Source organism: Streptomyces sp. NRRL WC-3605, from assembly GCF_001509795.1.
Taxonomy (GTDB): domain Bacteria; phylum Actinomycetota; class Actinomycetes; order Streptomycetales; family Streptomycetaceae; genus Streptomyces; species Streptomyces viridochromogenes.
On the sequence record NZ_LLZN01000048.1, the window covers coordinates 18065 to 36046 of the forward strand.

The 17982-nt window shown below is 69.4% G+C and carries 21 protein-coding genes; 14 read left to right on the forward strand and 7 right to left on the reverse strand.

Translation table 11 applies throughout. The annotated features are described in order from the left end of the window. Window positions 1-108: 108 nt before the first annotated feature. The 10 genes from ADL34_RS12725 to ADL34_RS12770 all read left to right on the forward strand — a co-directional run bounded on the left by ADL34_RS12725 (window position 109) and on the right by ADL34_RS12770 (window position 8519). A complete protein-coding gene (locus ADL34_RS12725; RefSeq protein ID WP_062667662.1) occupies window positions 109-555 on the forward strand; it encodes a hypothetical protein in 447 nt (148 codons plus the stop codon). A 225-nt stretch (window positions 556-780) separates the two neighbouring features. Then, a complete protein-coding gene (gene atpB, locus ADL34_RS12730; RefSeq protein WP_062667667.1) occupies window positions 781-1602 on the forward strand; it encodes a F0F1 ATP synthase subunit A in 822 nt (273 codons plus the stop codon). Between the two features lie 72 nt (window positions 1603-1674). Then, the gene (atpE, locus tag ADL34_RS12735; protein WP_024884520.1) at window positions 1675-1905 is read left to right on the forward strand and encodes an ATP synthase F0 subunit C; all 231 of its coding nucleotides are present in this window, start codon (window positions 1675-1677) and stop codon (window positions 1903-1905) included. Window positions 1906-1947: 42 nt separating this feature from the next. Beyond that, entirely contained in the window at window positions 1948-2493 is a 546-nt protein-coding gene (locus tag ADL34_RS12740) for a F0F1 ATP synthase subunit B (RefSeq protein ID WP_062667668.1), read from the forward strand. Further along, on the forward strand, window positions 2490-3305 hold the full coding sequence (locus ADL34_RS12745; RefSeq protein WP_062667669.1) for a F0F1 ATP synthase subunit delta: 816 nt from the start codon (window positions 2490-2492) through the stop codon (window positions 3303-3305). Before ADL34_RS12740 ends, ADL34_RS12745 begins: the two co-directional genes overlap by 4 nt. A gap of 132 nt (window positions 3306-3437) precedes the next feature. Beyond that, on the forward strand, window positions 3438-5030 hold the full coding sequence (gene atpA, locus ADL34_RS12750; RefSeq protein ID WP_062667670.1) for a F0F1 ATP synthase subunit alpha: 1593 nt from the start codon (window positions 3438-3440) through the stop codon (window positions 5028-5030). Between the two features lie 21 nt (window positions 5031-5051). After that, entirely contained in the window at window positions 5052-5969 is a 918-nt protein-coding gene (locus ADL34_RS12755; protein WP_062667672.1) for a F0F1 ATP synthase subunit gamma, read from the forward strand. Continuing rightward, window positions 5969-7405 (forward strand): F0F1 ATP synthase subunit beta, encoded by a 1437-nt coding sequence (atpD, locus tag ADL34_RS12760; protein ID WP_062667674.1) that lies wholly within the window; start codon window positions 5969-5971, stop codon window positions 7403-7405. The genes ADL34_RS12755 and atpD overlap by 1 nt, the downstream gene beginning before the upstream one ends. Window positions 7406-7534: 129 nt before the next feature. After that, complete coding sequence (locus tag ADL34_RS12765; protein ID WP_062667675.1) at window positions 7535-7909, forward strand: F0F1 ATP synthase subunit epsilon; 375 nt, start codon at window positions 7535-7537, stop codon at window positions 7907-7909. A gap of 163 nt (window positions 7910-8072) precedes the next feature. After that, window positions 8073-8519 (forward strand): DUF2550 domain-containing protein, encoded by a 447-nt coding sequence (locus ADL34_RS12770; protein WP_062667681.1) that lies wholly within the window; start codon window positions 8073-8075, stop codon window positions 8517-8519. 33 nt (window positions 8520-8552) lie between these two features. Here the strand turns inward: ADL34_RS12770 and ADL34_RS36085 are convergent, their stop codons facing one another. The 4 genes from ADL34_RS36085 to ADL34_RS12785 all read right to left on the reverse strand — a co-directional run bounded on the left by ADL34_RS36085 (window position 8553) and on the right by ADL34_RS12785 (window position 12802). Then, window positions 8553-8771, reverse strand: coding sequence for a hypothetical protein (locus ADL34_RS36085; protein WP_159038917.1), 219 nt, complete (start codon window positions 8769-8771; stop codon window positions 8553-8555). A 236-nt stretch (window positions 8772-9007) separates the two neighbouring features. Further along, on the reverse strand, window positions 9008-10831 hold the full coding sequence (locus tag ADL34_RS12775) for a glycoside hydrolase family 18 chitinase (RefSeq protein ID WP_062667682.1): 1824 nt from the start codon (window positions 10829-10831) through the stop codon (window positions 9008-9010). Window positions 10832-10976: 145 nt separating this feature from the next. Further along, window positions 10977-11618 (reverse strand): response regulator, encoded by a 642-nt coding sequence (locus ADL34_RS12780; RefSeq protein ID WP_062667683.1) that lies wholly within the window; start codon window positions 11616-11618, stop codon window positions 10977-10979. Continuing rightward, window positions 11615-12802, reverse strand: a complete 1188-nt coding sequence (locus ADL34_RS12785) for a sensor histidine kinase (protein WP_062667687.1) — start codon at window positions 12800-12802, stop codon at window positions 11615-11617. Before ADL34_RS12785 ends, ADL34_RS12780 begins: the two co-directional genes overlap by 4 nt. Window positions 12803-12954: 152 nt before the next feature. On the opposite strand from ADL34_RS12785, the gene ADL34_RS12790 reads away from it, so the two are divergent. Then, window positions 12955-13530: a hypothetical protein gene (locus tag ADL34_RS12790; protein WP_062667688.1), complete on the forward strand. Its 576-nt coding sequence runs from the start codon at window positions 12955-12957 to the stop codon at window positions 13528-13530. A gap of 4 nt (window positions 13531-13534) precedes the next feature. On the opposite strand, the gene ADL34_RS12795 is transcribed toward ADL34_RS12790, so the two are convergent. From ADL34_RS12795 to ADL34_RS12805, 3 genes are read right to left on the reverse strand one after another with little or no spacing between them, the layout of a single operon-like run. Further along, a complete protein-coding gene (locus ADL34_RS12795) occupies window positions 13535-14107 on the reverse strand; it encodes a cob(I)yrinic acid a,c-diamide adenosyltransferase (RefSeq protein ID WP_062667689.1) in 573 nt (190 codons plus the stop codon). A gap of 13 nt (window positions 14108-14120) precedes the next feature. After that, window positions 14121-14870, reverse strand: a complete 750-nt coding sequence (locus ADL34_RS12800; RefSeq protein WP_062667690.1) for an ABC transporter permease — start codon at window positions 14868-14870, stop codon at window positions 14121-14123. A gap of 8 nt (window positions 14871-14878) precedes the next feature. Continuing rightward, entirely contained in the window at window positions 14879-15661 is a 783-nt protein-coding gene (locus tag ADL34_RS12805) for an ABC transporter ATP-binding protein (RefSeq protein ID WP_062667691.1), read from the reverse strand. Window positions 15662-15740: 79 nt separating this feature from the next. Between ADL34_RS12805 and ADL34_RS12810 the strand changes: the two genes are divergently transcribed. The 3 genes from ADL34_RS12810 to ADL34_RS12820 all read left to right on the forward strand — a co-directional run bounded on the left by ADL34_RS12810 (window position 15741) and on the right by ADL34_RS12820 (window position 17898). Further along, window positions 15741-16382 carry a TetR/AcrR family transcriptional regulator gene (locus ADL34_RS12810; RefSeq protein ID WP_062667692.1) on the forward strand — a complete coding sequence of 214 codons (642 nt, stop codon included), beginning with the start codon at window positions 15741-15743 and terminating at the stop codon, window positions 16380-16382. Window positions 16383-16518: 136 nt separating this feature from the next. After that, window positions 16519-17367, forward strand: coding sequence for a 3-hydroxyacyl-CoA dehydrogenase family protein (locus ADL34_RS12815; protein ID WP_062667697.1), 849 nt, complete (start codon window positions 16519-16521; stop codon window positions 17365-17367). A gap of 207 nt (window positions 17368-17574) precedes the next feature. Further along, complete coding sequence (locus ADL34_RS12820; protein ID WP_062667699.1) at window positions 17575-17898, forward strand: STAS domain-containing protein; 324 nt, start codon at window positions 17575-17577, stop codon at window positions 17896-17898. Window positions 17899-17982 lie beyond the last annotated feature (84 nt).

Here is a 17982-nt window from a genome sequence, read left to right on the forward strand (position 1 = left end):
CGTAGGACCGCAGTGCGACGGTCCACCGGCGTGAGGTTCTCTCTCCACCCGGGACTACGCTCGTCCATGACGACACCCTGCCCCCACCGTGAAAGCGGAGTTGCCGCCATGCCGTCCAATGACGCCCGCACCCTGCTCCAGGCCGGTGCGCCCACAGCCGCCGCCGGCGCCGTAGCCGCCGTCGTCAGCGGTGTGGTCGCCGGTGGCAAGGGCGCGATCGGGGCCGTCGTCGCGACGCTGGTCGTGCTCCTCTTCATGGGGCTCGGTCTCTTCATCCTGCAGCGCACTGCCAAATCGCTTCCGCACCTGTTCCAGGCCATGGGGCTGATGCTCTACGCCGCGCAGATCCTGCTGCTCTTCATCTTCATGGCCGCGTTCAAGAACACGACGCTGTTCAACCCGAGGGCCTTCGCCATCACCCTGCTCGCGACCACACTCGTGTGGATCGCCGCGCAGACCCGGGCCCACATGAAGGCCAAGATCCTCTACGTGGAACCCGATTCGGACGCCTCCGCCAAGGACGGCAGCTCCGAAAAGACGGGGCATTCGTCGTGAGGGGTAGGGGCGGGATAAAGGCACTTGAGAAGTCCTGCTATCGTCCGGTGCCAACTGCGGCATCGCGGGCGCGGGCATCCGAGCTGACGCCTGCTCAATCGCGAGGCGAGATGCCCCCCAGCCGCCCCCATATCCGTAACACCAGTCCCGTGCCGACCCGCGGCCTCGCGCCGCGCCGACACAACGAGGTTGCCGTACCTATGCGCCACGCTGAAGGAGCCCGCGGTGAGTGCTGACCCGACGCAGGTGCTCGCCTTCGAGACCGACTGCCACATCTTCGACGGCTGTGGCTTCCCGGCTCCCGGCCTGCACTCGTTCCTGTTCGAGCCTCTGTGGGGCGACGCGGACAGCAACGTCTACTTCAACAAGACGATGCTGCTCGCGCTGCTCGGCTCGATCGTCATCGTCGGCTTCTTCTGGGCCGCGTTCCGCAAGCCGCAGGTCGTTCCGGGCAAGCTGCAGATGGTCGCCGAGGCCGGGTACGACTTCATCCGGCGCGGTGTCGTCTACGAGACGATCGGCAAGAAGGAGGGCGAGAAGTACGTTCCGCTGATCGTCTCGCTCTTCTTCTTCATCTGGATGATGAACCTGTGGTCGATCATTCCGGTCGCCCAGTTCCCGGTGACGGCGATCATCGCCTACCCGGCTGTGCTCGCGCTCATCGTGTACGTCCTGTGGGTGTCGCTCACCTTCAAGCGCCACGGTTTCGTCGGGTTCTTCAAGAACGTCACCGGCTACGACAAGTCGCTCGGTGCGGTGCTTCCGCTCGCCATGCTCATCGAGTTCTTCTCGAACCTGCTGGTGCGGCCGTTCACCCACGCCGTCCGACTCTTCGCGAACATGTTCGCCGGCCACACCCTGCTGCTTCTCTTCACGATCGCCAGCTGGTACCTGCTGAACGGCATCGGGATCGCCTACGCCGGTGTCTCGTTCATCATGACCGTGGTGATGACGGCCTTCGAGCTCTTCATCCAGGCCCTTCAGGCGTACGTCTTCGTGCTCCTGACGTGTACCTACATCCAGGGCGCGCTCGCCGAGCACCACTGAGCCTTCCCCCCTCGATCCCAAGTCGTCCGGTGGCCAACCCCCACCGGTCCGTAAAGAAAAGGAAGAACTGGCATGTCCCAGACCCTTGCCGCTGTTTCCGGCTCGCTCGGCTCCATCGGTTACGGCCTCGCTGCCATCGGCCCCGGCGTCGGCGTCGGCATCATCTTCGGTAACGGCACCCAGGCCCTCGCCCGCCAGCCCGAGGCTGCCGGCCTGATCCGTGCCAACCAGATCCTCGGCTTCGCCTTCTGTGAGGCGCTCGCCCTGATCGGTCTGGTCATGCCGTTCGTCTACGGCAAGTGATCTGACGATCCACGACCAGCCGACTAGACGAAAGGCACTGACATGAGCCAACTGCTCATTGTGGCGGCCGAGGAGATGGAAAACCCCCTCGTCCCGCCGGTCCCCGAGCTCGTCATCGGCCTCATCGCCTTCGTCATCGTCTTCGGCTTCCTCGCCTGGAAGCTCCTCCCGAACATCAACAAGGTTCTGGAGCAGCGTCGCGAGGCCATCGAGGGCGGTATCGAGAAGGCCGAGGCCGCGCAGACCGAGGCCCAGAGCGTTCTTGAGCAGTACAAGGCTCAGCTCGCCGAGGCCCGGCACGAGGCCGCGCGTCTGCGCCAGGAGGCGCAGGAGCAGGGCGCCACGCTCATCACCGAGATGCGCGCGGAAGGCCAGCGGCAGCGTGAGGAGATCGTCGCCGCCGGTCACGCCCAGATCGAGGCCGACCGCAAGGCCGCCGCGTCCGCGCTGCGCCAGGACGTCGGCAAGCTCGCCACCGAACTGGCCGGCAAGCTCGTCGGCGAGTCCCTCGAGGACCACGCCCGGCAGAGCCGCGTCATCGACCGCTTCCTCGACGAGCTCGAGGAGAAGGCCGAGGCCGGACGATGAACGGAGCGAGCCGCGAGGCCCTGGCAGCCGCACGTGAGCGACTCGACGCGCTGACGGACAACACGTCCGTCGACGCCGGACGGCTCGCCGACGAGCTGGCCGCCGTCACCGCGCTGCTCGACCGCGAGGTGTCGCTGCGTCGGGTCCTCACCGACCCGGCGCAGGCCGGCGAGGCCAAGGCCGACCTGGCCCGGCGTCTGCTCGGCAACCAGGTCGGCGGCGAGACCGCCGACCTGCTGGGCGGCATGGTGCGCTCCCGCTGGTCGCAGTCCCGCGACCTGGTGGACGCGCTGGAGGAGCTGGCGAACACCGCCGACCTCACGGCCGCCCAGAAGGCGGGCACGCTCGACGACGTCGAGGACGAGCTGTTCCGGTTCGGCCGGATCGTCTCCTCCAGCACGGAGCTGCGTGCCGCGCTCACCGACCGTGCCGCCACCACCTCGGCCAAGAGCGAGCTGCTGCGCAGCCTCCTCGGCGGCCGGGCCAGGGCGACCACCGAGCGTCTGGTGACGCGCCTCGTGACCGCGCCGCGTGGACGTAGCCTGGAGTCGGGACTGGAGTCCCTGTCCAAGCTCGCCGCCGACCGCCGGGAGCGCATGGTCGCCGTCGTCACCTCGGCGGTGCCGCTGAGCGACCGGCAGAAGCAGCGCCTGGGCGCCGCCCTCGCCAAGGTCTACGGCCGCCAGATGCACCTCAATCTCGACGTGGACCCCGAGGTCGTCGGAGGCATCCGGGTGCAGGTCGGCGACGAGGTCATCAACGGCGCGATCGCGGACCGCATCGAGGACGCCGGCCGCCGCCTGGCGGGCTAGCAGCAACTCAATACGCAGTACGTACTTACGACGGCCCAGTTGGGTCGTACAGAGGATTCACCTCGTTCAGGGGGGAGTCCCCACCCCCCCAAAGTGAAACTTCGGGCCCAACAAGGAGAGCAGGGAACCCAGATGGCGGAGCTCACGATCCGGCCGGAGGAGATCCGGGACGCGCTGGAGAACTTTGTCCAGTCGTACAAGCCGGACGCGGCCTCGCGCGAGGAGGTCGGTACGGTCACCCTTGCCGGCGACGGCATCGCGAAGGTCGAGGGCCTCCCCTCGGCCATGGCCAACGAACTGCTGAAGTTCGAGGACGGCACCCTCGGCCTCGCGCTCAACCTGGAAGAGCGCGAGATCGGCGCCATCGTCCTCGGTGAGTTCAGCGGCATCGAGGAGGGTCAGCCGGTGCAGCGCACCGGTGAGGTGCTCTCCGTGGCCGTCGGCGAGGGCTACCTCGGCCGCGTCGTCGACCCGCTCGGCAACCCGATCGACGGCCTCGGCGAGATCGAGACCAGCGGTCGTCGTGCCCTCGAGCTGCAGGCCCCCACGGTCATGCAGCGCAAGTCGGTGCACGAGCCGATGGAGACCGGCTACAAGGCCGTCGACGCGATGACCCCGATCGGCCGTGGCCAGCGTCAGCTGATCATCGGTGACCGTCAGACCGGCAAGACCGCCCTGGCCGTCGACACGATCATCAACCAGCGCGACAACTGGCGCTCCGGCGACGTGAACAAGCAGGTCCGCTGCATCTACGTCGCCATCGGCCAGAAGGGCTCGACCATCGCGTCGGTCCGCCGCGCGCTGGAGGAGAACGGCGCGCTGGAGTACACGACCATCGTCGCCGCCCCGGCGTCCGACCCGGCCGGCTTCAAGTACCTGGCGCCGTACACCGGTTCGGCCATCGGCCAGCAGTGGATGTACGAGGGCAAGCACGTCCTCATCATCTTCGACGACCTCTCGAAGCAGGCCGACGCCTACCGCGCCGTGTCCCTGCTGCTGCGCCGCCCGCCGGGCCGTGAGGCCTACCCGGGTGACGTCTTCTACCTGCACTCCCGTCTGCTGGAGCGCTGCGCGAAGCTCTCCGACGACATGGGTGCCGGCTCGATGACCGGTCTGCCGATCGTCGAGACCAAGGCCAACGACGTCTCGGCGTTCATCCCGACCAACGTCATCTCCATCACCGACGGCCAGTGCTTCCTGGAGTCGGACCTGTTCAACGCCGGTCAGCGCCCCGCGCTGAACGTCGGTATCTCCGTCTCCCGAGTCGGTGGTTCCGCGCAGCACAAGGCGATGAAGCAGGTCTCCGGCCGTCTGCGCGTGGACCTCGCCCAGTTCCGTGAGCTGGAGGCGTTCGCCGCCTTCGGTTCCGACCTGGACGCCGCGTCGAAGGCGCAGCTGGAGCGCGGCCAGCGCATGGTCGAGCTGCTGAAGCAGGCCCAGTACGAGCCCATGTCCACCGAGGACCAGGTCGTCTCCGTGTGGGCCGGCACCACCGGCAAGATGGACGACGTCCCGGTCGCCGACATCCGGCGCTTCGAGAAGGAGCTGCTGGAGTACCTGCACCGCAAGGAGCAGGGCCTCATGACCTCCATCAAGGAGGGCGGCAAGATGTCGGACGACACCCTCACGGCCGTCGCCGACGCCATCGCGGAGTTCAAGAAGCAGTTCGAGACCTCGGACGGCAAGCTGCTCGGCGAGGACGCTCCGGCCGCTGCCGCCAAGTGACGTAAGGAAGGGACCTGACTCATGGGAGCTCAGCTCCGGGTCTACAAGCGTCGCATCCGATCCGTCACCGCGACCAAGAAGATCACGAAGGCGATGGAGATGATCGCCGCCTCGCGCGTCGTCAAGGCGCAGCGCAAGGTGGCGGCCTCCACGCCGTACGCGACCGAGCTCACCCGCGCGGTCACGGCGGTCGGCACCGGTTCGAACACCAAGCACCCGCTGACCACGCAGGCCGAGACGGTCACGCGGTCCGCGGTGCTGCTCCTCACGAGCGACCGTGGTCTCGCCGGGGCCTTCAACTCCAACGCCATCAAGGCCGCGGAGCAGCTGACCGAGCGCCTCGAGCGCGAGGGCAAGCAGGTCGAGACGTACATCGTGGGCCGGCGCGGTGTGGCGCACTACAACTTCCGCGAGCGCAAGATCGCGGAGTCGTGGAGCGGCTTCACCGACGAGCCCACGTACGCGGATGCCAAGAAGGTCGCGGCCCCGCTGATCGAGGCCATCGAGAAGGACACGGCGGAGGGCGGCGTGGACGAGCTCCACATCGTCTACACCGAGTTCGTCTCGATGATGACGCAGCAGGCGCTGGACGCCCAGCTGCTTCCGCTGCGCCTCGAGGAGGTCGCGGAGGAGACCGCCACCAAGGGCGAGATCCTTCCGCTGTTCGACTTCGAGCCCTCGGCGGAGGACGTCCTCGACGCCCTGCTGCCGCGGTACGTCGAGAGCCGGATCTACAACGCGCTGCTCCAGTCGGCCGCTTCCAAGCACGCCGCCACGCGGCGCGCGATGAAGTCGGCCACCGACAACGCGGGCGAGCTGATCAACACGCTCTCCCGTCTTGCCAACGCGGCCCGCCAGGCCGAAATCACCCAGGAAATCAGCGAGATCGTCGGTGGCTCTGCAGCCCTGGCCGACGCGACCGCGGGGAGTGACCGATAATGACCACCACTGTTGAGACCGCGACGGCTACGGGCCGCGTCGCCCGGGTCATCGGCCCGGTCGTCGACGTGGAGTTCCCCGTCGACGCGATGCCGGACATCTACAACGCCCTTCACGTCGAGGTGGCCGACCCGGCCAACGCCGGCGAGAAGAAGACGCTGACCCTGGAGGTCGCCCAGCACCTGGGTGACGGCCTGGTCCGCACCATCTCCATGCAGCCCACCGACGGTCTGGTCCGCCAGGCCCCGGTCACCGACACCGGTTCGGGCATCAGCGTCCCGGTCGGCGACTTCACCAAGGGCAAGGTGTTCAACACCCTCGGTGAGGTGCTGAACGTCGACGAGCAGTACACCGGCGAGCGCTGGTCCATCCACCGCAAGGCGCCGAACTTCGACGAGCTCGAGTCGAAGACCGAGATGTTCGAGACCGGCGTCAAGGTCATCGACCTTCTCACCCCGTACGTCAAGGGTGGAAAGATCGGTCTGTTCGGTGGTGCCGGCGTCGGCAAGACGGTGCTCATCCAGGAGATGATCTACCGCGTCGCCAACAACCACGACGGTGTCTCGGTGTTCGCCGGTGTCGGTGAGCGCACCCGTGAGGGCAACGACCTCATCGACGAGATGAGCGAGTCGGGCGTCATCGACAAGACCGCGCTGGTCTTCGGTCAGATGGACGAGCCCCCGGGCACCCGTCTGCGCGTGGCCCTCGCCGGCCTGACCATGGCGGAGTACTTCCGCGATGTGCAGAAGCAGGACGTGCTGTTCTTCATCGACAACATCTTCCGCTTCACGCAGGCCGGTTCCGAGGTGTCGACCCTGCTCGGCCGTATGCCCTCCGCGGTGGGCTACCAGCCGAACCTGGCCGACGAGATGGGTCTCCTCCAGGAGCGCATCACCTCGACCCGTGGTCACTCGATCACCTCGATGCAGGCGATCTACGTCCCCGCGGACGACCTGACCGACCCGGCCCCGGCCACCACGTTCGCCCACCTCGACGCGACGACGGTTCTGTCCCGTCCGATCTCCGAGAAGGGCATCTACCCGGCCGTGGACCCGCTGGACTCCACGTCCCGCATCCTGGACCCGCGCTACATCGCGCAGGACCACTACAACACCGCGATGCGCGTCAAGGGGATCCTGCAGAAGTACAAGGACCTCCAGGACATCATCGCGATCCTCGGTATCGACGAGCTCAGCGAGGAGGACAAGCTGGTCGTCCAGCGTGCCCGCCGCGTCGAGCGCTTCCTGTCCCAGAACACGCACGTCGCCAAGCAGTTCACCGGTGTGGACGGCTCGGACGTGCCGCTGGACGAGTCGATCACCGCGTTCAACGCGATCTGCGACGGTGAGTTCGACCACTTCCCGGAGCAGGCGTTCTTCATGTGCGGTGGTCTCGAGGACCTCAAGAAGAACGCGAAGGAACTGGGCGTCTCCTGACGCATCGGTCTTCGTGAGCCATTGAGCTCGTGATGAGGGGGCGGGGCACGTCCCGCCCCCTCATTCATGCCTATTAGACTTGTAACCAACACCCGGCAGAACCGCCGGGTGGTGACCCGAGGAGCCATCTTGGCTGCTGAGCTGCACGTCGCGCTGGTCGCCGCCGACCGTGAGGTCTGGTCGGGCCAGGCCACCCTGGTCGTCGCGCGCACCACGTCCGGCGACATCGGCGTCATGCCCGGTCACCAGCCGCTGCTCGGTGTGCTGGAGTCGGGCCCGGTGACCATCCGTACGAGTGATGGTGGGACCGTCATCGCCGCGGTGCACGGCGGTTTCATCTCGTTCGCGGACGACAAGCTGTCGCTGCTGGCGGAGATCGCCGAACTGTCCGACGAGATCGACGTCCAGCGCGCGGAGCGGGCGCTCGAGCGCGCGAAGTCGGCGGACGACGCCTCCGCCGGGCGCCGCGCGGAGGTGCGCCTGCGGGCGGTGACGGCGCGCTGACCCCCCGGGTCGCCTCCCGTGCCCTTTAGGCTCAGGGGGAGCGCTCGCGATTGACGTCACTCAGCCGCGGCTGGTACCGGAGCGATCCGGTGCCGGTCGCGGCTGAGGCAGATACGGATGTTTTTTCCGTTCCGTTACCTAGGAGACGAGGAGGTCGGTGCCGATGGTCCTCGCTCTGACTGTGTGCGGAATCGTCGTCGCCCTTGTGGTGCTGGGGTTGTTCGTCTTCGGCCTGCGCCGCAGACTCATCCAGCGCTCGGGCGGCACCTTCGACTGTTCGCTGCGCTGGGACGTGCCGGAGAGGCCGGACACCAACGGCAAGGGCTGGAGCTACGGCGTCGCCCGCTACAACGGCGACCGCATCGCGTGGTACCGCGTCTTCTCCTACGCCTACCGCCCGCGCCGCGTCCTGGAGCGCTCCGCGATCGAGGTGGCCGGCCGTCGCGTCCCCGACGGCGAGGAGGAGCTGGCGCTGTTGTCCGACGCCGTCATCCTCACCTGTCTGCACCGGGGCACCCGGCTCGAACTGGCCATGACCGAGGACGCGCTGACCGGGTTCCTGGCGTGGCTGGAGGCCGCTCCGCCGGGCCAGCGCGTGAACGTCGCCTGAGACGACCGGGGCCCCTGGACCACGCGCCGCCGCTCACGCCGTCGGGCACACCGGCCGCTGCTGGGGTATCGGCGCGTTGTGCTGCCCGACGACGAGTGCCGGGGCGTCGGCGGCGACCGTGACGGACACGGTGACCGGGCACACCGCGAGGAGTGCGGCGGCCGTGGTGCCGGTGAACACGGTCGCGGCGACCACCTTGGGCCGGTCGAACCTCCTCGGCCCCGGGGGCCGGCCGGTCCTCTTCTGCCTCATGATCGTGCGCTTCATCGCTGTCCCCCCGAATTACTGGTTCCACTTGCTGGCTGGAGATACGTAGTGTTCCCCGTCGGCACCCGCCGCTCCTATGGCCGTCCGGCCCGCCGGCCCCGCCGAACGGCCCTGGTCCGCGTACGCCCGGGGCGCGCGGACGGGGCCGCACGCGTGCGGGGAACGAAAAGAGCCACGGACAGGCTCGTGACCTGTCCGTGGCCGGGGTGCTGCCGTGCGGGTTACTGCAGACCGCTGTTGATGGCGCTCACCAGCTCGCCGTTGCCGGTGTCACCGCTGAACTCCCAGAAGAAGGCGCCGCCGAGGCCCTGGTTCTTGGCCCAGCTCATCTTTCCGGCGATGGTCGACGGGGTGTCGTACGACCACCAGTTGTTGCCGCAGTAGGCGTAGGCGGTGCCGGCGATGGTGCCGGTGGCCGGGCAGGAGTTCTTGAGGATCTTATAGTCCTCGATGCCCGCCTCGTAGGTGCCGGGGGCCGCGCCGGTCGCCGAGCCGCCGGGGGCGGCCTGGGTGACGCCGGTCCAGCCGCGGCCGTAGAAGCCGATGCCGAGCAGCAGCTTCTTGGACGGCACGCCCTTCGACTTCAGCTTGGCGATCGCGTCGGCCGAGTTGAAGCCGGCCTGCGGGATGCCGGAGTACGACGTCAGCGGCGAGTGCGGGGCCGTCGGGCCCTGCGCGTTGAAGGCGCCGAAGTAGTCGTACGTCATCACGTTGTACCAGTCGAGGTACTGCGAGGCGCCGCCGTAGTCGGCCGCGTCGATCTTGCCGCCGTTGGAGCCGTCCGCGGTGATGGCCGCGGTGACCAGGTAGTTGGAGCCGAACTCGGCGCGCAGGGCCTGCATCAGCGTCCTGAAGGCCGCGGGGCCGGACGAGTCACAGGTGAGACCGCAGGCGTTCGGGTACTCCCAGTCGATGTCGATGCCGTCGAAGACGTCGGCCCAGCGCGGGTCCTCCACGACGGCCTTGCAGGACTTGGCGAACGCGGCCGCGTTCTGCGCCGCCTGGCCGAAGCCGCCGGAGTAGGTCCAGCCGCCGAAGGAGTACAGCACCTTGATGTGCGGGTACTTCGCCTTCAGCTGGCGCAGCTGGTTGAAGTTGCCGCGCAGCGGCTGGTCCCAGGTGTCGGCCTGGCCGCTGACGGACTGGTCGGCGGTGTACGCCTTGTCGTAGGCGGCGTAGGTGTCGTCGACGGTGCACTGACCGTTCTTGACGTTGCCGAACGCGTAGTTGATGTGGGTGATCTTCGAGGCCGTGCCCGAGGTCACCAGGTTCTTGACGTGGTAGTTGCGCCCGTAGACGCCCCACTCGGTGAAGTAGCCGAGCTTGACCTTGTCGCCGGGGGGCGGCTCGGTGGTGCCGCCGGTGGTGCGCACCGCGCGGGCGCCGCTCGCCGGGCCGACCTGGTCGGCGGTGTCCCGGGCCTTGACGGTGTACGAGTAGTCGGTGCCGGCGCTCAGGCCGGTGTCCGAGTACGAGGTGGTCGTCACGGTCGCGACCTTGGCGCCGTCGCGCAGGACGTCGTAGTTCTTGACGCCCTTGTCGTCGGTGGCCGCGCTCCAGGACAGCTTCACCGAGGTGTTGGTGATGTCCGAGGCGCTCGGGGTGCCGGGGGCGCTGGGCGGGTTGTCACCCGGGTTGGTGGTGCCTCCGTCGCAACTGCCGCCGTTGAGCTTGCAGTTTGAGGGGGAGCCGGAGCCGGAGCCGTTGAAGCCGAAGCTGACGGAGGCGCCGGGGGCGAGGCTGCCGTTCCAGGACTTGTTCTTGGCGGTCCAGTGGGTGCCGGAGGAGGTGACGTCGGCGTCCCAGGCGGAGGTGACCGAGGTGCCGGAGGGGAAGTCCCACTCGACGGTCCACGAGGAGAGGGTCGTGGTGCCGGTGTTCTTCACCGTCCACTTGCCCTCGAAGCCGGTGCCCCAGTCCTGGGGCTTGGAGTAGGTGGCGGTGGCGGACGTCGCCGCCTCGGCGGGGCTCGCGAGGCCGACCAGACCGGCCAGTGGGAGCAACAGCGTCGCGAATCCTGCCGCGGCTCTGTGTCTGAAGCGCATGTCGCGCCTCCTTGGGGGAGTCCTGGGGCGTGACTGAGCCTCACGCCCACTCATGGTGCGGTGAGAATAGAAAGGTCTGGACCACAGGTCAATAGGTCTGGACCACTTGACGTTTCACGCCGGATGGGCTTCCCCCGCCCGTGATCTAGATACCCAACTCCTGTGCCAGTACGGCGGCTTGGACCCGGCTGCGCAGCTCCAGCTTCCCCAGCAGACGGCTGACGTGCGTCTTCGCCGTCGCCTCGGCCATGTCCAGCCGGGCCGCGATCTCGGCGTTGGACAGTCCCTCGCCGAGACAGGACAGCACCTCGCGCTCGCGCCGGGTGAGCGCGTCCAGCACGGACGGATCGGGCGCCGTCTCCCGCGCCGGCCTCGCCGCGAACTCGGCGATCAGACGCCGGGTGACGGCCGGTGCGATCAGGCCCTCGCCCCGCGCCACCGTGCGCACCGCCTCGATCAGGTCCTTCGCCTCGGTGTTCTTCAGCAGGAATCCGGACGCCCCCGCGCGCAGCGCCCCGAAGACGTACTCGTCCAGATCGAAGGTGGTCAGCACGAGCACGTCCGCGAGCCGCTCGGCCACCACCTGCCGGGTGGCGGACACCCCGTCCAGACGCGGCATCTGAAGGTCCATCAGCACCAGGTCGGGACGCAGTTCCCGGGCCAGGGCCACCGCCCGCTCGCCGTCGGCCGCCTCGCCGACGACCTCGACGTCGGGGGCGCTGCGCAGGATGAGGACGAGTCCGGCGCGGACCGCGGACTGGTCCTCGGCGACCAGGACACGGATCATGCGGAGTCTCCTTCGGTCAGCGGAAGCAGCGCGCGGACGGCCCAGATCTTGCCGTCCGCGGAATCCGGGTCACGGGCGGGGCCCGCCTCGAACGTGCCGCCGAGCAGCGCGACCCGCTCCCGCATGCCGACCAGACCGGCGCCCGAACCGGGTGCGCGCGGCCCCTCCCGGTCGCCGAACGGACTGGTCACGGTGACGGCCAGACAGCCGTCCCGGCGGGCGAGCGTGACCGTGACCCGGCCGGGCGCCGCGTGCTTGAGGGCGTTGGTCAGCGACTCCTGCACGATCCGGTAGGCGGCCAGCTCGACGGGGGCGGGGACGGTGCCCGGGCGGACGGCGAGCTGGACGTCCAGGCCGTTGGAGCGGGCGCTGTCCGCGAGGGCGTCGAGGCTGTCCAGCGTCGGCGCGGCCGCCGGTGCCGCGTCGTCGCCCGCGTCGCGCAGGATGCCGATGAGCCGGCGCATCTCGGCGAGCCCCGCCACGCTGTTCTCCCGGATCACGGACAGGGCGTCCCGGGAGGTCGCCGGGTCGTCGAGGGAGAGCGCGGCGGTGGAGTGGATGGCGATGGCGGAGAGGTGGTTGGCCACCAGGTCGTGCAGCTCGCGGGCCATGCGGGAGCGCTCCGACGACACGGCCTGGGCGCGGTCCATCTCGGCGAGCAGTGCCGTCTGCTCGGCGCGCAGCCGGGCGGCCTCGGCGGCGTCGCGGTGGTTGCGCACGATCCAGCCGGTGGCGGCGGGGCCGTACGCGACGACCCCGATGACCACCCCGACGAGCAGCGCCTCGGGCTCCCGCCACGCCACCCACGGGACCAGCGTCCCGGCCACGGTGAGCAGGCCGGTGATCCACTGGATGCGCCGGGCCGAGGTGAGCGGGCCGTACACCACGGCCGCGTAGACGATGTCGGTGAACATCAGGACGGTGGCCAGGTTGCCCTGGGTCAGGACGTCCGCGCAGATCGCGGGCGTGGCGATCAGCAGGGCCGTGCGGGGGGCCGCCCGGCGCAGCAGTTCGCAGCCCGCCATCACGGTGAGCGGCACCAGGATCGGCCAGGGCCCGTCGAAGAGCGTGACGGGGTCCTCGCGGGTCCGCGTGCCGAGGCCGATACCCACCAGCAGCAGACCCCCGAGCAGCCCGGCGACGGCGACGTACACGTCGAAGCGGTGCGGGCGGGGGAGGGGCATGCGTCCATCCAACACGCTGCCCCCGGCGGACGCGTGATGCCGTGGGCGGGTCCCGGACTGCATCTTTCGATGTACGGCGGTTTCGTCACCGCCGACGACGGAAGCGGCCGCGCACGGCGGGAGCCTGGAAGGGTGAACGAAGGGAGCCTGTCGTGATCGTCGCCCTCGTCGTCGCCTGCGAGGTGGGTTTCTGGGTGCTGCTGGCCCTGGGGCTGGCCGCGCGCTACCTGCTGAAGTGGCGCAGGACCAGCGTGGTCCTGCTGCTGTGCGAGCCGGTGCTGGAGCTGGTCCTGTTCGCCGCCACGGCGGTCGACCTGCGGAACGGCGCCGAGCCCGGCTGGGAGCACGGCCTGGCGGCGCTCTACATCGGCTACACCGTGGCCTACGGCCACTACACGATCCGGTGGCTGGACGGCCACGCCGCGCACCGCCTGGCCGGGGCGCCGCGCCCTCCGCGCCCGCCGCGGTACGGCATGGCGCGGGCCCGCCACGAGGGCGCCCTCTGGCTGCGGACGCTTCTCGCGGCGGCGGTCGCGCTGGCCCTGCTGCAGGCCGCGGTCTGGTACGTCGGGGACGGCGACACCTCGTCCCTGCGGTCCTTCCAGTGGGTGGCGCTGCGGGCCGCCGGCATCCACGGGCTGATCGCGCTGACCTACCTGCTGTGGCCGAAGCGGCCCAAGGGTGAGCCCGAGCATCGGGAGGAGACGCGGGAGACAGTGCCCCGGTGACGGGCTAGCGCTCCCCGCCCGGCACCCACAGCACGTCCCCGACCTCCTTGTTCGCCGTCCTGGCGAGGATGAACAGGAGGTCGGAGAGGCGGTTGAGGTAGGTGGCGGTGAGCGGGTTCATCGTCTCGCCGTGGACCTCCAGCGCGGCCCACGTCGAGCGCTCCGCGCGCCGGACGACCGTGCACGCCTGGTGCAGCAGGGCCGCGCCGGGGGTGCCGCCCGGCAGGATGAAGGACCGCAGCTTCTCCAGCCGCTCGTTGAAGCGGTCGCAGTCCGCCTCCAGCCGGTCGATGTAGAACTGCTCCACCCGCAGCGGCGGGTACTCGGGGTCCTCCACCACCGGCGTCGACAGGTCGGCGCCCACGTCGAACAGGTCGTTCTGCACGCGGGTGAGGACCTCGACGACCTCCTCGTCCAGAGCGCCGAGGGCGATGGCGGTGCCGAGGACGGCGTTCGCCTCGTTGGAGTCGGCGTACGCCGAGATCCGCAGATCGGTCTTGGCGGTCCGGCTCATGTCGCCGAGGGCGGTGGTGCCCTGGTCGCCGGTCCTGGTGTAGATGCGCGTCAGATTGACCATGTGACCAGCCTAGTTACGCTCCGGCGCCGCGGAACACGCGTGTGCCCACTGTCACGGCGAGCGCGGCGAAGAGGACGGCCACCACCGTGCCGTACAGCATGTGCTCCGTGGCGTACGCGCCGACGTAGGCGTCCCGGACCGCGTCCACCAGATAGCGGAAGGGGACGAAGTGGGACAGGACATCCAGCCAGCGGGGCCCCAGCGTCATCGGCAGCATCAGGCCGGACAGGAGCATCATCGGCATCGTCATGGCGTTGACCGCCGGGCCGAACTCCTGCGGGGTGCGGACCTTCAGCGCGAGCGCGTACGACAGCGAGGCCAGCGACACCGTCAGCAGCCCCACGAAGGCGAACCCGATCAGCACGCCGGGCAGCGGGGCGCGCAGGCCCATCGCGAGCGCCGCCAGCACCAGCAGCACCGCCTGGAAGACGAACACCGTGGCCTCCCGCAGCACCCGCCCGAGCAGCAGCGCGAGCCGGCTGACGGGCGTCACCCGCATCCGGTCGACCACGCCCTGGCTCTGCTCGATGATGACCGCGAAGCCCGCGAACGACGCCCCGAACAGGCCGAGTTGCAGCAGCAGCCCGGGCACCAGCACCTGCCAGGAGGACCCCTTCCCGCCGAGCGGGAGGTCCGTGAGCAGCGGGCCGAAGAACAGCAGGTACAGCAGGGGCATCAGCACGCCGAAGAGCAGCGCGAACCGGGAACGCAGGGACTGGCGGAGATAGCGGCCGTAGATGAGGGCCGTGTCCTGGATCAGCATGAGGGGTCCTAGACGGCGACGGGGGCGGCGTCGGCCGGGGCCGGGCCGCGGCCGGTGATGGCGAGGAAGGTGTCCTGGAGGGTCGCGTCGATCGAGCCGCCGTGGCGCAGCTTCAGAGCGCTCGGCGTGCCCTCCGCGACGACGGTGCCGCGGTCGACGATCACCAGGCGGTCGGCGAGGGCGTCGGCCTCGTCCAGGTAGTGGGTGGTGAGGAAGACGGTGGTGCCCTGCTCGTCGCGCAGGCGCCGCACCAGGTCCCACAGGTCGGCTCGGCTGCCGGGGTCGAGGCCGGTCGTCGGCTCGTCGAGGAACAGCACCTTCGGGCGGTGGGTGAGCGCCATCGCGATGTCCAGACGCCTGCGCTGGCCGCCGGAGAGGGCGCCGGCCTTGCGGTCCAGCAGCTGGGTCAGACCGAGGTCGTGGGCCAGTTCCAGGGCGCGCTCCACGGCGCGCGCCTTGGGCAGGCGGTACAGCCGGCCCTGGGTCACCAGCTCCTCCCGCACGGTGATCTGCGGGTCCACCCCGCCCGACTGGGCCACGTAGCCGCAGGCGCGGCGCACCCCGGCGGGGTCGGTCGCGAGGTCGTGCCCCGCCACGGTGGCCGCGCCGCCGGTGGGTGCCAGCAGGGTCGTCAGCATCCGCAGGGTCGTCGTCTTGCCGGCGCCGTTCGGGCCGAGGAAGCCGAGGATCTCGCCCTCCTGGACGGTCAGGTCGACGGAGCGCACGGCCTCGACGGGGCCGCGCTTGGTCGGGAAGGTGCGGGCCAGTCCGGCCGCGCTGATGACAGGCATGGGCACAGAAAAACAGAGTCACTGAAATTTTGCAACGGCCCCAAAATTCAAACGGCCCCATCGAAGTTAGGATGAGGGCATGACGGAAGGGCTCAGGGAGCGCAAGAAGCGCGAGACGCGGCAGCGGATCTCGGACATCGCCACCGGGCTGTTCCTGGAGCACGGCTTCGTCACCGTGACCGTCGCCGAGGTGGCGGAGGCCGCCGACGTCTCCGTGAACACCGTCTACAACTACTTCCCGGCCAAGGAGGACCTGTTCTTCGACCGCTCCTCCGGGGTCGTCGACCAGTTGTCCCGCTGGGTGCGCGGCCGGCCGCGGGGGGAGTCGGCCGCCCGCGCCGTGCTGCGCGAGCTGCGCGCCGAGGTCGAGGCGGTCTCCCCACGCGTCGGGCTCATGGAGGGCTACGACCGCTTCATGCGCTGCATCCAGGAGGCGCCGCCGCTGCGCTCCCGGCTCTGGAGTCTCCGGCAGGAGATCCACGACGACCTGGAGGCGACCCTGCGCGAGGAGACCGGCGCCGCCGCCGGCGACCCGCTGCCAGGGCTGATCGCGAGTCAGCTCGCCTGGATCCACCAGACCGTCTTCGAGGCCGTCGGCCGGGAGATGGTCAAGGGGCGCAAACCGGGCGAAGTGTCCCGCGAGACGCTGGCACTTCTCGACGACGTCGAGGAGCTGTTGAGCGAGAAGGTGCTCAACTACGCCGTCCGGGGCGCGCAATGAGCCGTGCCGGTGTGATGTCCGTCAGATGAGACGTGACTCGCGTTACTAACCGGTCACACAGTGCCTCACTGCCGCTAAGGTCCGCCGAAGAGCAACCTCAACAGGGTGTAAGGCGTTTCTAAGGGGAGTCGCAACAGTGGCACGGAAGCTTGCCGTCATCGGCGCCGGCTTGATGGGTTCCGGGATCGCCCAGGTCTCCGCGCAGGCGGGCTGGGACGTCGTCCTGCGGGACGTCACGGACGAGGCGCTCGAGCGCGGCACCGACGGCATCAAGGCCTCGTACGACAAGTTCGTGAGCAAGGGCAAGATGGAGGCGCACGACGCCGACGCCGCCCTGGCCCGGATCACCGCGACCACCGAACTGGACGCCGCCGCCGACGCGGACGTCGTCGTCGAGGCGGTCTTCGAGAAGCTGGAGGTCAAGCACGAGATCTTCCGGGCGCTGGACAAGATCGTCCGCCCGGACACCGTGCTCGCCTCCAACACCTCCGCCATCCCGATCACCAAGATCGCGGCGGCCACCGAGCACCCCGAGCGGGTCGTCGGCGTGCACTTCTTCTCGCCGGTGCCGATGATGCAGCTCGTCGAGCTGGTGCGCGGCTACAAGACCAGCGACGAAACCCTCGCCACCGCCCGTGAGTTCGCCGAGTCCGTCGGCAAGACCTGCATCGTCGTCAACCGCGACGTCGCCGGCTTCGTCACCACCCGGCTGATCTCGGCGCTCGTCGTCGAGGCGACCAAGCTGTACGAGTCGGGCGTCGCCTCCGCCGAGGACATCGACCTGGCCTGCAAGCTGGGCTTCGGCCACGCCATGGGCCCCCTCGCCACGGCCGACCTGACCGGCGTCGACATCCTGCTGCACGCCACCGGCAACATCTACACCGAGTCCCAGGACGAGAAGTTCGCGCCGCCGGAGCTGATGCGCCGGATGGTGGACGCGGGTGACATCGGCCGCAAGAGCGGGCAAGGCTTTTACAGCTACTGAGATTTCGTCCACCACCGCACAGCCCCCGCACGCGTCACGCGATGGGGTGAATTCGGTATCGGTTCGCTTACAGACGGCAACCTCTGGCCGCTGAACGCAGTCAGAGGTTGCATCACCGGCCACTGCGAAGACTCGTAGCAACGACAGACCCACGCACCTACGCAGACCACACACCGCGGAGCACGAACGCACGCTTAGGGGAGCGCTATGCACATCAGGGGCGACCACGCCGAGCTGGTCGTCGGGGGCCGCCTCGACGTCCGCAGCGCGGCGGACGCCCGTACGGTCCTGCACTCGGCCGTCGACGACGGAGCCGGCGACCTCGTGCTCGACCTGTCCGAGCTGGACTCCTGGGACGCCACCGGACTCGGGGTGATCATGGGGGCCCACCGGCGGGCCGGCCGCTGCGGCCGGCGCCTGGTGCTGCGCGGCGTGCCGCTGCAGATGCAGCGCCTGCTGGTGGCCACCCGGCTGCACCGGATCCTGGCGATCGAGGGCGGCATCGGGGTGGAGTCCCTGCCCCGGGTGTGACACCCCGGCACGGGTGGGGCGGGACAGTCGGGCGTTCCGTCTGCGAAGCGCACACCGCGCACAATCCTCACGAGACTGTGATGT

What these genes read in the sequence shown, in the direction of transcription:
- ADL34_RS12725 (WP_062667662.1), top strand. Translation starts at nt 109, where the DNA reads ATGCCGTCCAATGACGCCCGCACCCTGCTCCAGGCCGGTGCGCCCACA.
- atpE (WP_024884520.1), top strand. Translation starts at nt 1,675, where the DNA reads ATGTCCCAGACCCTTGCCGCTGTTTCCGGCTCGCTCGGCTCCATCGGT.
- ADL34_RS12740 (WP_062667668.1), top strand. Translation starts at nt 1,948, where the DNA reads ATGAGCCAACTGCTCATTGTGGCGGCCGAGGAGATGGAAAACCCCCTC.
- ADL34_RS12745 (WP_062667669.1), top strand. Translation starts at nt 2,490, where the DNA reads ATGAACGGAGCGAGCCGCGAGGCCCTGGCAGCCGCACGTGAGCGACTC.
- atpA (WP_062667670.1), top strand. Translation starts at nt 3,438, where the DNA reads ATGGCGGAGCTCACGATCCGGCCGGAGGAGATCCGGGACGCGCTGGAG.
- ADL34_RS12755 (WP_062667672.1), top strand. Translation starts at nt 5,052, where the DNA reads ATGGGAGCTCAGCTCCGGGTCTACAAGCGTCGCATCCGATCCGTCACC.
- atpD (WP_062667674.1), top strand. Translation starts at nt 5,969, where the DNA reads ATGACCACCACTGTTGAGACCGCGACGGCTACGGGCCGCGTCGCCCGG.
- ADL34_RS12770 (WP_062667681.1), top strand. Translation starts at nt 8,073, where the DNA reads ATGGTCCTCGCTCTGACTGTGTGCGGAATCGTCGTCGCCCTTGTGGTG.
- ADL34_RS36085 (WP_159038917.1), bottom strand. Translation starts at nt 8,771, where the DNA reads ATGAGGCAGAAGAGGACCGGCCGGCCCCCGGGGCCGAGGAGGTTCGAC.
- ADL34_RS12775 (WP_062667682.1), bottom strand. Translation starts at nt 10,831, where the DNA reads ATGCGCTTCAGACACAGAGCCGCGGCAGGATTCGCGACGCTGTTGCTC.
- ADL34_RS12780 (WP_062667683.1), bottom strand. Translation starts at nt 11,618, where the DNA reads ATGATCCGTGTCCTGGTCGCCGAGGACCAGTCCGCGGTCCGCGCCGGA.
- ADL34_RS12785 (WP_062667687.1), bottom strand. Translation starts at nt 12,802, where the DNA reads ATGCCCCTCCCCCGCCCGCACCGCTTCGACGTGTACGTCGCCGTCGCC.
- ADL34_RS12795 (WP_062667689.1), bottom strand. Translation starts at nt 14,107, where the DNA reads ATGGTCAATCTGACGCGCATCTACACCAGGACCGGCGACCAGGGCACC.
- ADL34_RS12800 (WP_062667690.1), bottom strand. Translation starts at nt 14,870, where the DNA reads ATGCTGATCCAGGACACGGCCCTCATCTACGGCCGCTATCTCCGCCAG.
- ADL34_RS12805 (WP_062667691.1), bottom strand. Translation starts at nt 15,661, where the DNA reads ATGCCTGTCATCAGCGCGGCCGGACTGGCCCGCACCTTCCCGACCAAG.
- ADL34_RS12810 (WP_062667692.1), top strand. Translation starts at nt 15,741, where the DNA reads ATGACGGAAGGGCTCAGGGAGCGCAAGAAGCGCGAGACGCGGCAGCGG.
- ADL34_RS12820 (WP_062667699.1), top strand. Translation starts at nt 17,575, where the DNA reads ATGCACATCAGGGGCGACCACGCCGAGCTGGTCGTCGGGGGCCGCCTC.